The sequence below is a fragment of the Elusimicrobiota bacterium genome (assembly GCA_026388155.1).
Lineage (GTDB): Bacteria > Elusimicrobiota > Elusimicrobia > Elusimicrobiales > UBA9959 > UBA9634.
Genome location: JAPLKI010000002.1, coordinates 22315 through 36883, shown reverse-complemented (window position 1 = coordinate 36883; position 14569 = coordinate 22315). Strand labels below are relative to the sequence as shown.

The window sequence follows — 14569 nt, the reverse complement described above, 5'->3', positions numbered from 1 at the left end:
TTGTTCGGTTTAGGTACTACATCCTTGAATTTCCCACTCTATAGTGACCGGACTTACTTACGGGCAACCGTAGGCGTTGCATTCGCCATTGTTGCTGCAGCCATAGGCATTACAGGACCCGTGAGCGCCATCGTAGCAGCCGTAGGCGTTGCACGTTCCGCCGTGATAACCGGAATTGCACGTAGGACAGCCGTAGGCGGTACAGGTGCCGCAACTGCTGCATCCGTAAGCGTTGCATTCTCCATTGTTGCTGCAACCGTAGGCGTTGCATTCCCCGTTGTTGCTGCAACCATAAGCGTTACATGACCCGTGAGCGCCATCATAGCAGCCATAAGCGTTGCATGCTCCGCCGTGATAACCGGAATTGCACGTAGGACAGCCGTAGGCGCTGCAGGTGCCGCAATTGCTGCAGCCGTAAGCATTGCACGTTCCGTCGTGATTACCGGAAGGACAGCCGTAAGCGTTGCATTCTCCGTTGTTGCTGCAGCCATAAGCATTACATGACCCGTGAGCGCCATCGTAGCAGCCGTAGGCGTTGCACGTTCCGCCGTGATACCCGGAATTACACTTAGGGCAGCCGTAGGCATTACAGGTGCCGCAACTGCTGCACCCATAAGCGTTACAAGTGCCGCCGGAACCGGAATTTTTACCAGCCAGGTTTTCAGCCGGCGATCCCAGTTTCATTTTTGCTGTGCCGACATCGGTTGCGGCCTTAGCACTGGCCGCTGCAGGAACCGGTGCGGTTATAACGGAATCAGGCGAGGCCTTAAGTTGCTCCATCGCGGGCTTGGCATAAGCTCCGCTGACCAATCCAATTATTACCGCCGCGAATATTATTGTTTTTTTCATGTTTTAATCTCCTTCGTGCAATCCGCATTTCCCACGTTTTTAATATATTACTCGACGCCAACCAGATTGTTTTCTCCGCACAGCGACCCCGGAAGAGTCTTCTTTGGACAACACTAAACTGTTTTTCCGGACGCCCGGCCCCATAGCAGGACAAAGAATTACCATGTATGGAAAAACTACTTTTTTTCGTTTGACACTAAACCGTATCCGATACCATCCTCCAGGCCGGTGACTTTGAGTATCTCATACTTTCCGTTTTGCTTTATTTCAACGGTCACAGTTGCAGAAGGGCGGCTGAGTGTCATCAACGATGTGGAACCCGTGTCGCCTTTATAATAGGAGCGACCCATCAACGTGCATAACACATTGTATATGGGCGTTGGCTGCACAAGACCATGGTAACCAATTTCCACTTTATCCACCTGAATATCCCCTGAACTGTCTCGGTTAACTTCGCCTGTTTTCGCTACAGTTATCAGATCCACCGCATGAGAGGGGGTATCCGCCAGGCTGTCCAGTGAAATATAATGCCCGCTCTCAAAAAGTCCGGCCAGTATATCATATGCCTGCTTATTCACTTCCGCAGCACTAAGAACTGCTTTTGCCGGTGCCGGGACAATCGGACTTGCGTTTGCCGCCGGAGCCTGCGCGGCAAGAGTTTCGAGCGCATCGTTTGCGTAGGCGCCGCCTGTCAAGCCCAACATAACCGCCATCATCATTATTTTTTTCATTGTTATTTTCTCCTTATTTGTTTAGTCCTGGAGGCGGCTTATCGCGCAGCCCTCAAAACCTCATAATATAAGTTTACTCCGTGGGCCGATGAATTTCCTGAGGCCGAAGAACCAGGTCCGCCCTGTTATTTGACCCAGGAGCGGCGGCTTATCAAAAATACCTTTGGTTAAGCCTATGGCTTAACCAATACGTAAATTGCCGGACTGGCTAGTCCGTAAGCATCGCCGGATCCGCGAAACGCGCGTGCATCTGGTTCACTTCGGCTATGTTGGCGTCGAAACTATCATCCTTGTTATTAAAGAACTTGTAGTTCTGCGTCACATCGGCCTCGCCTTTCACTTTCTTGTCGGTATGGACGAAGACCTCGGCGGAAACGTTCAGCGGGTCCACCAGTTGCAGAACAACCTTAAGAAAATCCTCGTAGCTCAGGCCGCTCCCGGAACTGCCGGCGGCCACTTTGGCGAGTTTTTCGGACTGCTCTTTCCAGCCGGAGACATCCCGCACTGAGGATATATCGCGTATTATCTCCGTGGCGCCCAGGGCCAGTTGCTTCACAACATCCACCGGTTTGGCGGGGTTCTCATAGTCGGCGGAAGTGCCGCCAACGCGTCTGGCGGCTTCTATTGAGTCATAACCCACTTTGCCGTCCTTGTTGATGTAGAAAAGGTCCATGACCTTGTCTATGATGGCCGGCACCTCCTCCCGCATCATGTTCATATACGCCTTCATGATGGCCCGCGCGGGCGCCGCAATGATAGCCTGCACGCCGCGCTCGCTTATCAGCAGATTGAAGTTCATCACGGCCGTCTTATAGTACTTGAAAAAACCGCCCGTCCCGGGGAAGATGCTGTCGGTGGGCAGCACATTGGTCTCGTTCGTGCCGTTGCCGTTCACGCCGACATAGCGCAGCACGCCGCTGGCTTGCTGCAGCATGTCGCGGGCTGTGCCGTCGCTCTGCCTGACAAAACCTTCGTTCTGCTGGTACATCAGCGCGGGAAGGGTGGTTTTTCCGTCCGCCCCTTCTTTATTTACCACATAGACGGTCTTCTGTGAGTTATACTTCACTTCCGAACCGAGGATGGGCAGGTTTACGGATTTGCCGTCCGAAATACGGGTCCGCTGCTGCACGTGCAGGGTTTCGCCTTCCTTATCCATAGACTGGTAGCGGTTATATGAAGCGCTCCAGCTGAGGTCCTGGGCATGCACTACCGGCACCTGCAAATGGATGTTATTCGAGTGGCCGTGGTAAATGTCGCTGCCGGCAAATCCCGGTTTTGACCCGACGGCCTGGCCGGACTGGTCCGCCACGCCCGCCAGATCTCCAAGGCCGTTAGAGGTCTCGTCGTTCTCGGCGAAGTGGTTGAAACTCAGGCCCAGGTCTATGAAGCGCTTTAGTATGCTGAAGTCTCCCAGCATGAATTTTTCCAGCGCCGCCATCTGTTCCGGATCTTTGGGGTTCAGGACGAACTCGACCAGCAGCTTCTTGCCGAAGGTGCGTGAAGACCCCAAAGAAAGCTGGGTGGCTATGTACCTGTTCACTGCATTGGCCCAGGTCCTATTTATAAAGCTGGCAAGGATGTTATCCGCGTTCCACAGGCCGAGGTCGGACATGGGGATCTGCACGCTGGAGGCGGAAGCGCCCACACTCTGCACTGTCACGCGGTCAAGGCGGACGCGCAGGCGCAGGTGGTTGTCGTCCATACGGTAAAGAGTGACGGAGGGCCTGCGCTCCTTGGTCTCCCCGGCCGAGATGGAGACGTTTATCATCTCGTCTATGGTGGCGCCCATGCTGGCGCCGAAACCAAGGTGCAGTATCAGCGGCAGTTTCCAGATCTCCCCATTCTCCATTTCGGTTATGCGCTTAGCCGTGGAAGGGATAGCGGTTTTGACCTCATAAAGCTTAACAAGCGTGCCCAATTCTTTGCAGTAGCGGTCGCTTTCGAGCGGCCTGACCACCTGTGACTTGCCCTCGATCTGCCCGGTGATGTTGACGCCCAGGCCCTGTACGCCTGGGACTTGCAGGATATTGTTTCCGAGGGTGAGGTAAAGTTTTACATCCACTTCATCCACAAGGGCTATTTTCTCGTTGGGGAATTTCATCAGATAGCGGCTAAAACCGCCGCCCAGCCCCAGCACATTTGCCAGCTTGGCGTTTTCATTAAGTTTTAACTGGGCGGCCTTGCAGAGACTGTCGCCGGTGCCGTCTTTGAGCTTTTCCCAGAAATGGTCAAAGTCGCTTGAGACCGGGGCGCCGGGTGAAACGGTGGGGGTCTTGAGGTCGTTGGACTCTATGTTAACGTGATTGGTGTCGAATGAAACTGTTCCGCTTAAAGTTGAAGCAGGAACGGAAGCTTTTAACGAATCAAGAGCACTTTCCCCGGCGTAAGAAATATTAACACTGAACAACACCGCCGCCGCGTATAATGATCTTTTCATGTTTTATTACTCTCCTTGATCCAGCTCTGCAAGCTTTGAAATTTTAAATTTAGTTGTTATTTTTTATCCATACAGACGGCCAGTTGCGGCGCGATCTGGGAATCGAACACTTCAAGGTTTATTTCCTCATTCAGGGTTACCAGAGAGGCCTTGAAACCTTTGTAATAGGATTTATGCCAGGCATGCGAGTTATCAATGAGCGCGATATCTTTATTGATCTGCAGTCTAAGGTCCGGACGGGTAACGCTAAGCTGCGCCAGGTCGTACTCGGGCAGCCCCAGGTCCGCGTCTATCTGTATATTGCTGTCCGCCGCCGGGATGGCGTTGGAAAAAGGGTCCCTTGAGGCCCATATATTCTTCCAATAGCGGAGATTGGCCGGCTTTGAAACCGCTTGCAGCAGGCCATGATTCATTACCTGGTAGCCGCAAATAAGATCAATAGCCATTACGCGGGGCACGAGCGGAGTGCCGATGGTTATGAATTTATCTATTTTCACATCGGGCCTGATCTTGGCGACCCGGTGCAGGACATCGTGCATTATAACGGCGCCCCAGCTGTGCGCCAGAATATAGATCGGGCGGCCGGTGTTTTTATAGGTATCATAAACCTGCATCAGCTGCGGCACGAAGCGGTCCAAGGCGTTCTGAGTGTCGCTGAATGTTCTGGCCCATATAAATGGGACAACAGTGATAGCGGCGCATGGGGGCAGCTTTGTCAGCCTGTCCTGCAGGTAGGTGTCCGGATCATGCACACTGGCTCCCTCCGCCGCGCTGATCATTCCCCCCGCTATATTCTTGGAAGCCAGGCCGGCCACGGTCACAACAACGGGTATTTCCGCGGCCATGGGTGCGGCCGGAGCGGGCATTTCGATACCGACCAGTTCCGAACTTAAATTTACACCTTTGCCGCAGTCAAAATCGGGGGCGGCAGCCGCCGCGGAGGCAAGTATGCAGGACAGAATTGTAGTCAGCATTGTTTTTTTCATGGTTTTCTCATATTTACTTAAAAATTGCCGGTTTATCACATATCAGTAGCTGGTCATCATGCCCCAGAGCCGCTTGTTCACCTGTACGGACGCGACGGACGTGTAATCCGTCAGCCGCATAACTGTCACCGGGGCGAATTCATACTCCATTTCTATCCGCGCGTAAAGCCCATCGCCGTTATCCACGAGTTCTTTCGCCTCAAGCCCCACTTTTTTCAGTACGTTCATGACAGCAGGCAGGTCGGCGCCTTTCCTGAATTGTATGACGAAAGGGCCCTTCCAGGTTTCCGTTTCCGGCATTAAGAAAACCTTGCGCACGTCAAAGTCGGCGCCCTGTGCCGCGGGAGCCGGAACGGCCGGCGCCGCGTCAGGGGTTTTCAGATCGGAGGCGTGTACCGCCAGATCGGCGAATTCAGGGGAATATTTGCCGGAAGGCATCGTTTGCCCCCTCGGGCCCGGTATACACACCAGAGCCCCGGCGCACATCTCAGCGGCAGACGCGCCGCCGGTCAAACCTGACAGAAGAGCCATCATCATTATTTTTTTCATTAGTGTTTCCTCCTGACATAAAACCTCATAATATAAGTTTACTCCGTGGGCCGATGAATTTCCTGAGGCCGAAGAACCAGGTCCGCCCTGTTATTTGACCCAGGAGCGGCGGCTTATCAAAAATGCCTTGAGTTAAGCCTGTGGCTTAACCGATCTTCCGGGGCCGGAGGAAATTCCAAAAACCGGCCGGGATAACGGAATCGGGACCATCCCGCTTAAAAATACGGCGTCCATGCTTTAACCGCCTTGGGCGCCGTATTTTGCCGCGACAATGTTTTAAATCAGTCCGCGACGGTATTATCGTACTGTTCGTAAGGCTCAAGCGGCCAGCCGGGACCCTCTTCAAGCTCATCGGGCGTCGGATTCAGCCCGACAGATTCATAGGCGGCTTCGGTCAGGCCGACGCAGTCGAATTTATCCGGCCCTTTCTGCGTTGAGTGCCAGGTGTCATAAGGTTTGTCAAGCTGTTTAAGAAGCCAGGAAAGTATCCCCGCCCGCTGTTCCCCGGTGGGCGGCACGGCCGTTGTCCGGTTGCCGTAATAAGGATGTCCCGAAATAAAAATATCCATGGAATCCTTGGTCACACCTCCGTATGTGCTGGTGGCATGTATCATCATCGGCATGCCGTTTTCCATGCCTGTAAAAATAGCCGTATGGCCGACGGGCAACCCCGGACTGAGTAAGCCGAAATTTCCTTCACGAAAAAGCAGGTCGCCTGGCGGAATTGACGAAAAAACCTCATCCTTGAATTCCTTATCCGTTCCCCGCCTCGCCGGATCCAACTTTTTAAGGGCGGCCAGAAGATTCAGGCGGACGGTGTGGTCGGCGGATGCCAGCATAGCCTCAAAAACCGGAACCGAAGCTCTGTCATGCAGTTCGCCAAGAGCCCATATAGCGTCGATCGCGGAGAACCTGTCGGCCTTCACGGCAGAGTTGGCCGCGCCGCTGAGCCCGGCGGCGGCGCGCGGAGAACAAAGGTAAGCCTTGAGTTGTTCCGACTCCGTACCCGCGCCGGGAACGCCGTTTGAAATTTTCGCCCTGTTCAAAACTCGGACTAGAACGGCCTTCCGTTCCGTGACAGCCGCCCTTTTGACCGCGGAAGGCAAGGCCGCCGGCACGAACAGATCAGCCCCTCTTTTCGCCGTCAAACACCTCAGTTCAGCCTTACTGCGCAATCCTTCCAAGTCGCCGGAGCCTGTTTCAGCGGCATACGCGCCGCCGGTCAAACCTAACACAGCCACCATCATCATTGTTGTTCCCATTAGTGTTTCCTCCAAATTTGAAACCGCATGACATAGAACCTAGAGCGGGCTCAGTCGTCGTCCAGATGAAGTAAATAACGGTTTGCGGCAACGGCGGCCATGATGCCCAGGTAGGTTACGGCCCAGATCTCACCGGCAAGCGCCGCCGTGGAAACGTCCAATATGGAGATCGGAAGCAAGGCAAAAACAAAAACCCCGGAATTAAAGGCCAGCTTGGAGGAATCAGCGGCTATAACGCCCGCACCGGCGCCGTGACCCGTGTCCCAACCCAGCCTTTCCGCCGCAGTTTCAACACGGGGGAGATTGCTTACCTTGAGCAGACCGCCTAAGCCCGCACCGACAGCCGCTTTTGCAAAAGCTTTGGCCTTTTTATAGCCGTGAAGCTCCCCTTCCGAATAAGCCTTCCAGTTTTCCCTGCGCATATCGTCCCAGTAAGCCACGGCCTGGTTGACACGGCCATCCCGGCCCAGCTCAGCGGGATAATCTGAGGCTGGCTTTACGGATTTGTCCGCCTGATGATTAAGCGCCGGCACGGAAGAAGAAAGCGGTTTGGCGGCATGTGGGAAAACAGGGGTCATAAACCCGGCCGGTTTAGCGGCATCATAGGAAACGCCCTGCGCAGCCGGCGCGGAAACAGAGCCCTGGTCCATGGCGCCGTCGAAAAGCCTGGCCGAGGCGGACTGGCTGCAGGAACCGGCCTGGGCCAAAGAGGAAATTTTTTCAAGGGAGGCGGATCGCGGCGCGCCCGTGGCGGCAGCCGCTTTGATTTTTTGACATCCCCCTCCGGCAAGGTACGAAATTTCGCGGGAAAAGTCGTCTCTCAGGTACTTAACACCGGCCGCCGCGTCAGCCGCGTTCAGCTCGCAAACTGCGTAGCGGACAAGCAAGCCGGAAACCCTGTCTTTTTTCTCGGCAAGGGTCCGGGCGGCCCCGGGCCCGTAGGCTGCCTTTATAACTGCAAGATTTTCCGGCGTAAGCAGCGCCACCGCTTTAGGAGACTCGGCGGCGCTCCAGCGGGCCTGGCCCAGAGCATATATTGCGGCCGGTTCCTCCGCGCGCACGGACGCGGCACCTGTCACGATCAAGCTCCCTAAGATCACCGCGCTTTTTAAAGAGATGAATTTCATGAATTAACCTGAAAGTTTCAGTTGAAACTTTCCCTTCGCGGAGCTCAGGTGCGCTTCGCGCGGCATACTGGCCTATGGCCGTGCCGTAATAAGCGCAATGCGCCTCAGACGGCCGCCCTCGCAAATTCTGCGCGCAATGCGCTTGATTTGCGACCCGCAAAGCGGGGAATCCTGCATATTTTTATCCCTAATGTTTTTAAATGAGAATAACCCTGAACTGCAGGATTCGGGTTAAACACCTTCAGTTAGGCCTGTGGTTCAACCGTTTGGCCAGACTACTTAACGTGGATCCCTTCCATGCGGAAACCAACGGGAATTTCACGGTCGGCGTGAGCGTAGGGCAAAAGCTCCGCGGCATGCTGTGTCGCGTATACGACCCTGCTTTTGTTCTTGTTGTACCATTCACTCGCCGCCAGCGTGCATAACGGCCCGCCCCAGGCGCAATCGCCCACTTCGCCGATGAATTGCCAGATATGCTGCGGGTCATAACTGTTATATAACCTGTTCTTATAACCCGGATAAGTCCAACTCCCGCCCAGGCTGCCAAACACCAGATCTGACAGCTCCACCTCGCGGATTTTGCCGGTTTCGTCCGGGATCCCGCCGATAAGCCGCTCGGAAACCTCGATATTAGACCTGAACTGATCGTCTATTGAATAGTCGTATTTGCCGGCCATCTTCAGCAAAGCCATGCCGTAAGAAGCGCAAACGCCTCCGACCGGAGTATTATCCCCATTCGCGCGGCGCGCCATATAGGTATTGTAGGGATCCTTGGTCGTGTCAAAGTAAAAGATCTTTTCCGGCGGAAGAGCCTGAAGCTGGGCCAGTGTGGTTCCGGGCTTATAATGAAACCCGCTGTAAAATCCCACCATCTCTTTAATTTTGCCGCAAGCCTGTGAGTCTATCTCCTGCTCCCAGTACCGGGGTATGTCCCTGCCGGAGCTTTTATAATTCACCAGGCGCCAGATGTTCTCTTCGCCGTTGGCCAGGTAACCGTCCACAAAAGCGTGGAACATCGATCCCATCCCAAGTTTTTTATTGACTAAAACATCAATGTCGGCGCTCATCATTTTGCGGCCTACCATGCCGGTCCAGACATCGTAAACGCCGCCCTCAGGCAGAGTGCATTTAACATGCGCCTCGACATGGCCCACGGCGGACTTATAATTGTCGTCGACCGTCCCCTCCTCATTAAAATCCGAAACGAACCCCGTTTTTGTCGAATAGAGCTGTTTTTTGAGGTCGGAACTGAGCATGCTGCCAAGCATGCCTCTGGGCGAAGACCAATCCTGCTTGAAGGTAGGCGGATATGCGTACACCGTAACGACCCCGACTGGCGGCTGCTCGGGAGCGGGAGAGGCCGGGCTTGGGACAGGGACCCCGGAAACGGAGCCGTCCAGTTGATCAAGAGCGGAAATCCGCGCTTCAGCCGCCGAACCATTCACACGCAGCAATAAACCCGCCGCCATGACTAAACCCGCGATCGGTAATATTTTTTTCATTGTATCCCTCCCGGGGCTATTTGCCCGCTTATTTACAGAGCCATTCCCTGTGTTGGTCAAAATTATCAACCCAATCGTCAACTTCGGCCGTCCATTTCGGGAACCACTTGTACCATAGTCTGAATTCTTTCCAGGCATCGCGGGCCGCCTCGCGGACAGCCGCTTTATCCTCTTCATTCAGATTGGCCAAGCCGCAGGCGCGGGCCCTGATGGTTAAAGCCGCGACAAAGATCCCGGTCCTGTCGTTGCCTGCCAGACAATGGACATATATCTTTCTGCCGGCTTTTAACTCGTCCGCCGCGAACTGAAAGCCCTCGCGGAAACTGGAGCTTTCGCGCCAGCCGAACATATCCATGGGCAGCTTGCCGAAATTTCTGCAGGTCAGGCCGTACTTGGCGCATTCCGCATCATTCACCGGATGAATGGTCTGAAGACTTATAACAGTTTGCACCCCCACTGCCTTCAGCAATTTATACCCCATTTCATTCGGCTCGCCTTCAAGCGGTCCGCCGCGGAACGCCATCTCATCCATCATCCTGGCGGCCGGAGTGGCCGAAAGTTTTATAACGCCGAAGTTTTTAATGGGAAATTTATATTTATCCTTATTAACCGGCGGACGCTCATAGCCTAACTCGGCCACCGTATCCTGGAAAGCGTCATTGCCGGCAGGAGGTTTAGGGGAGTTTTTGGCATATTCCAGAAATTCCTCCAAGCCGGCATAATACGAAGACTCCGGCTCCGGTTTTGGAGCGACAGTTTCGGGTGAACTGATGGGTGGCAGGCCTTCCTTAACCGCCGTCCCGCCTGCCAGAGCGGAAAGTGTTGAAAGTTCATCGGCATACGCCCCGCGCATCGGCAGGGCTGAAGCTGCCAGAACCATCATTACCGTTAACGATTTTCCTGTCATCATATTTTCATCCCCTTAGCAATAACAGCCGCTGAACGATCCTCTCGCTTATTTGCAGAGCCACTCCTTATTTTCCGGAAAATTATCCACCCAGCCTTTTATCTCTTTTTCCCAGGACGGAAAAACATGGTTCCAAAAGCCGAACTCCTGCAGGGTGTTCATCGTATTCTCCCGTAATTCATAGCTGTTAAAACTCTTCCCGCAGGCATAACTTCTTATAGTTAATGCCGCCGCCAACGCGCCGGTTCTGTCGGTTCCGCCCTGGCAGTGTATATATATTGTTTTACCGGCCTGTAGTTCCGCCACAGCGGCTTGAAAAGCGTCCAGGAAGTATTTGTTTTTATGCAGAATGATGCCGCCCAGCTCCCTGTCGCCAACCGTAACTCCGCCTAAAATATCAGGGTCCAAAGCCCAAACAGGATGGTTTACGCACTTTATGCCGTTTGCCTCACACAGCTTATAGTTAGGCTTGGTCATATTCCTTATATTTATTATGGTGTCTACTCCCTGCTTTTTAAGGAATTTGTAGGTTTCAGGGGCCGGATTGCCGCCGCGATATGCTATGCCGCGCAGGTCCGAGTCTTTGGATATATTGATGCGGCCAAAATGCATGGGTTCCGCCGGGTCTCCGGTATGTATCAATCCGCCGACGGATTCCGGCTTGGGGGGAGCTTCCAGCGCCGGAACCCCTTTGTCAATAAGCATCGTAAGCAGCGTCTTGATGAAATCCACTCTGTTGAAAGCCGGGTGCTCGACTTTGATGACGGTGGCAAGATGATCGAGGCCTTCCACGGCTATCTGGTCGGCGCCGGGCAGCATTTCGCTGTCGACCGGAACCAGGCCGTCGCTTTTGACACCCCACTTGAGCATCAGGTCGCGGGTAGGTTCAAAGAGCGTGTCCATAACGCCTTCTTCTTCGTTTTTCCACGCGCCGAAAGAGATCGTGGGGATGGCGGCGGTTATCTTTGCTATTTCAGCGGCGTTGTCGGCCTGATAAGCTATGCGGCTTTTAACCGACAGGTCCCTTACGGACTCCATGGAGCCGCCCATGGCCTTAAGCACAATAGCGGTCAGGGGAGACATAAAGGCCCGCCCCCGCAGCACCCAGTCGGCGATAGGGGTGCCATAGTAAGGGCTCTGTATGGAAACCATTCCCCGCACCTTACCGCGCAGATAAGGCCGCCGGATCAAAGTTTCCAGGGTATCCAGTCCGCCTTTGCTGTGGCTGATGATTATAACAGGCTTGGGCGAGAGCGAGATGGCCGCTTCTATTAAATTTGAATTGTATTTTATGCCGCTTTCCGACTCTATGTTGACTATGCCTGCGTCCAGACCGTTGGCCCTGAGCCAGGTGATCTGCTCATAAAAATAGGTAGCCATCATGCCCTGCCCCGGCTTGATCCGGTCCGCGCCCGGCTTATAAAGCAGGCCGGGATCCACGGAAGGGTTGGTCAGGAAGCCGGGCACGAAAAGTATCCTGTAGCCGGCGAGCTGTTTGTACTTTACATCGGCCCTGGAGCCGGCGGAAGAAACCGCGCTGAGAGTGGCATTGTATTGCGCCGTGACATTCTTCCCGGACGGTTTTATCGACTCCGAAAACATGGGGAAAGGAGTTTCGGGCGAGCTGACGGCCGGCAGACTTTCCTTAACCGCCGTTCCGTTCGCCAGGTCCGTGAGCGTTGACATCTCGTCAGCATGCGCCCCGCGCATCGGCAGGGCTGAAGCCGCCAGAACCATAATTACCGCCAGTGATTTTTTTGTCATCATATTTTTTTCTCTTTTATTGCTCTCCTTATCAGTTTCGTCCTGCATGCGGCTTCTCGCACTGCGTTTAGAACCTCACGATATAAGTTTACCCCGCCCGCCACTGAATTTCCTGAGGCCTAAGAACCAGAATTAACTTGTTATTTGACCCAGGAGCGGCAGTTTATCAAAACAGCCTTTAGTTAAACCAATGGCTTAACCGACATTGCACTCTGGAGTATTAACACGAACGGATCTTTGCCGTCAGTTCAACCCGCCAAGTTCCGTAAGCTTCGTAAGTATCTGAGCGGCGGTTTCCCTGTCCGGGATAACTTCGTTAAGCGCCATGGCGCGAAGCGTGCCGCCTTCCATTTTATAGACAACGCGCGGATCATTCTGAAGGCCGCGGCGCACCTCCGTATCGGTAAGGCTCTGCGACCTTCCGCCGGTAAAAGAAACAAGAGAGGTGTAAAAGGGGATCAAAGAGGGCAGGAAGGAAACGGTTCTCTGATACGCATAGAGTTTTGCCGCTTCCGGCGAGCGCATATCCTGGGCTGTTTTGATCAATTCCGCTTTGGCCCCTTCAATGGTTACCTGCCGCCGGTCCGGGTTAAACCTGACCCCGCCCCAGTCCGGAGAGGCAAGCAGTCCGGTCGCGATAATTTTAGTCAGCCTACCCACCGGCTTCAATTCGGGAAGATGCGTGTTTCCGTCTCCCGCGTTCGAAGAGTAATAATGATCGCCGGATGAGTGCCCGTCTTTTTGCGAGTTCCCTACCATGGCCTCATGGCTTCCGGGAAGCGTCAGCAGCCATACTTTTGTTCCGGGCTCGGCCGCCGGAATAACAGGCTCGAACATCTCGGTCCGTTCGTCTTCGGAATATATGCCGACGTAGTTCTTTACCTTCCCGCTCAGCAGATAGGTCCCTACAGGAACCGACCCGTCGCCCGGCACCGGGTCCAGCGCCAGGATATTGACGGCTGTTATCCTGGGGTTGTTTTTAACCTTATCCGCGGTCATCATCGTCAAAACCCCGCCGCGGCTGTGGCCCACCAGGTTAAGAGTTACCTCTCCCGTGACAGAGGCCAGAACGGAATTGATATAAGTTACGGCTTCGCTTACGCACTTGTCCCAGCCCCTATCCGCCAGGAAAGAACTGGGAAGGGCTTGTCCATACAGGCCTTTGTTTCCCACGAAATTCATATCGATCTTTCCTTCAGGGGAGGCTTTCGCGGCGTATGAGGCGGCAGAGCCGGGTTTGGCGTCCGTTCCTATCCCATTTACTACGAGTTTATAGGAGTCGGCATTCTGCTCGTAAAAGAGGGTTGAAACCAGTTCAGGCGACCAGAAACCCGCAGTACCATCCGGGCTGTGCGCATTTTCGGCTTTCCACCAGTCCTTTGTTATGGCCGTGCCGCAGAAATAGATAGTGATCGCGTTCGTCCGCGCGGGCTTGTCCGGGGTAACGGCAACGGTATCCGCTGCGGCCGCGGCTTTCAGGTCCGAGGCTTTCACCGCCAGAGCCCCGAATTCGGCTGCATACGCGGAGTGAATCGGCAGGGCCGAAGCCGCCAGAACCATAATTACCGCTAATGATTTTCCTGAAACCATACTTTTTCCTCCTGTTACCGCGATTTCGTTTACATGCTTACATCCACAACATACCGGTCTGCCGGGAGTTTTCAGGGTCTAGTTCCCGGTTGTCAATTCAACAATGAGGGAGCTGTCGTCAAACCTGAAACCGGTCAGGTGTACCTCCCCGACCAGATTTTCGGGCAGGACGCGCTTCAGGACCGCGGTTGAAATGACGGAGTGCAGCGTCCAGGCGGCCTTGTCATATCGGGAAACGATCAGATCGTCGGCGCTAAGAGAACTATGATTCGCAGCCAGGCTTTCGTTGATTGCCTCCCTGATGGCGTCGGTTATTATGCCCATTACATCGGCCATCGTATTCTCGGTGTTGAATCCAGGCCCGGTATCGGGCGTGGGCAGGGCCGCCGGTAAGCCGATGCTGCCCGGGGTAGGCGACCCCGAGGCGTGTAATTGTACGCGCTGAACCTTGACCGCGAGTTTGTCTTTGTCCTCTAAATAGGGTTTAAGGGTAATGACCGGTTTTATAATAATGCCGTTAATGTTTAAGCGGATGTTTACGACCTTAAGCATTTCACCGGACCGTTCCAGCGCGGGCGCGGCAGGATTTATCAGGGAAAGCCGTTTCTCCGTGAGCATCGCTTTATTTATAACTTTGAATGGGATCCTTATGGAGAGACCTATTCCTATGAGCTCGTTCGGCGCGGCCTTGTGGACCCTGGGCAGGGGAACCGGCGCAGCCTTAAACTCAGTCCCGCGCAGGTTATCGGCCGAAACCGAAGAAAGGTTAAACTCCGAAGCGGACGCCGGCCCCCCTAAACAGAGGACTGCGGCTATCAGAATGTTCATCGCTGTGATCTTTTTTATCAGTTCGTTCATAATTTCA

General features: G+C 54.2%; 12 protein-coding genes. All 12 read right to left on the bottom strand.

The window, feature by feature from the left end; translation table 11 throughout:
• Positions 1–57 precede the first annotated feature (57 nt).
• Positions 58–849: a hypothetical protein gene (locus NTX59_00530; protein ID MCX5784152.1), complete on the bottom strand. Its 792-nt coding sequence runs from the start codon at positions 847–849 to the stop codon at positions 58–60.
• A 176-nt stretch (positions 850–1025) separates the two neighbouring features.
• Positions 1026–1580 (bottom strand): hypothetical protein, encoded by a 555-nt coding sequence (locus tag NTX59_00525; protein ID MCX5784151.1) that lies wholly within the window; start codon positions 1578–1580, stop codon positions 1026–1028.
• Positions 1581–1788: 208 nt separating this feature from the next.
• On the bottom strand, positions 1789–4017 hold the full coding sequence (locus NTX59_00520) for a hypothetical protein (GenBank protein ID MCX5784150.1): 2229 nt from the start codon (positions 4015–4017) through the stop codon (positions 1789–1791).
• Between the two features lie 56 nt (positions 4018–4073).
• The gene (locus NTX59_00515) at positions 4074–5003 is read right to left on the bottom strand and encodes a hypothetical protein (GenBank protein ID MCX5784149.1); all 930 of its coding nucleotides are present in this window, start codon (positions 5001–5003) and stop codon (positions 4074–4076) included.
• Positions 5004–5045: 42 nt separating this feature from the next.
• Positions 5046–5552, bottom strand: a complete 507-nt coding sequence (locus NTX59_00510; GenBank protein MCX5784148.1) for a hypothetical protein — start codon at positions 5550–5552, stop codon at positions 5046–5048.
• A gap of 281 nt (positions 5553–5833) precedes the next feature.
• On the bottom strand, positions 5834–6814 hold the full coding sequence (locus NTX59_00505; protein ID MCX5784147.1) for a YiiX/YebB-like N1pC/P60 family cysteine hydrolase: 981 nt from the start codon (positions 6812–6814) through the stop codon (positions 5834–5836).
• A gap of 50 nt (positions 6815–6864) precedes the next feature.
• Positions 6865–7941 (bottom strand): hypothetical protein, encoded by a 1077-nt coding sequence (locus tag NTX59_00500; GenBank protein MCX5784146.1) that lies wholly within the window; start codon positions 7939–7941, stop codon positions 6865–6867.
• 275 nt (positions 7942–8216) lie between these two features.
• The gene (locus NTX59_00495; GenBank protein MCX5784145.1) at positions 8217–9443 is read right to left on the bottom strand and encodes a hypothetical protein; all 1227 of its coding nucleotides are present in this window, start codon (positions 9441–9443) and stop codon (positions 8217–8219) included.
• Positions 9444–9471: 28 nt separating this feature from the next.
• Positions 9472–10353: a protein-tyrosine phosphatase family protein gene (locus NTX59_00490; protein MCX5784144.1), complete on the bottom strand. Its 882-nt coding sequence runs from the start codon at positions 10351–10353 to the stop codon at positions 9472–9474.
• Positions 10354–10398: 45 nt separating this feature from the next.
• Positions 10399–12117 carry a tyrosine-protein phosphatase gene (locus tag NTX59_00485; protein ID MCX5784143.1) on the bottom strand — a complete coding sequence of 573 codons (1719 nt, stop codon included), beginning with the start codon at positions 12115–12117 and terminating at the stop codon, positions 10399–10401.
• A gap of 240 nt (positions 12118–12357) precedes the next feature.
• Positions 12358–13704: a hypothetical protein gene (locus tag NTX59_00480; protein MCX5784142.1), complete on the bottom strand. Its 1347-nt coding sequence runs from the start codon at positions 13702–13704 to the stop codon at positions 12358–12360.
• A gap of 78 nt (positions 13705–13782) precedes the next feature.
• Entirely contained in the window at positions 13783–14562 is a 780-nt protein-coding gene (locus NTX59_00475; protein MCX5784141.1) for a hypothetical protein, read from the bottom strand.
• Positions 14563–14569: the final 7 nt, after the last annotated feature.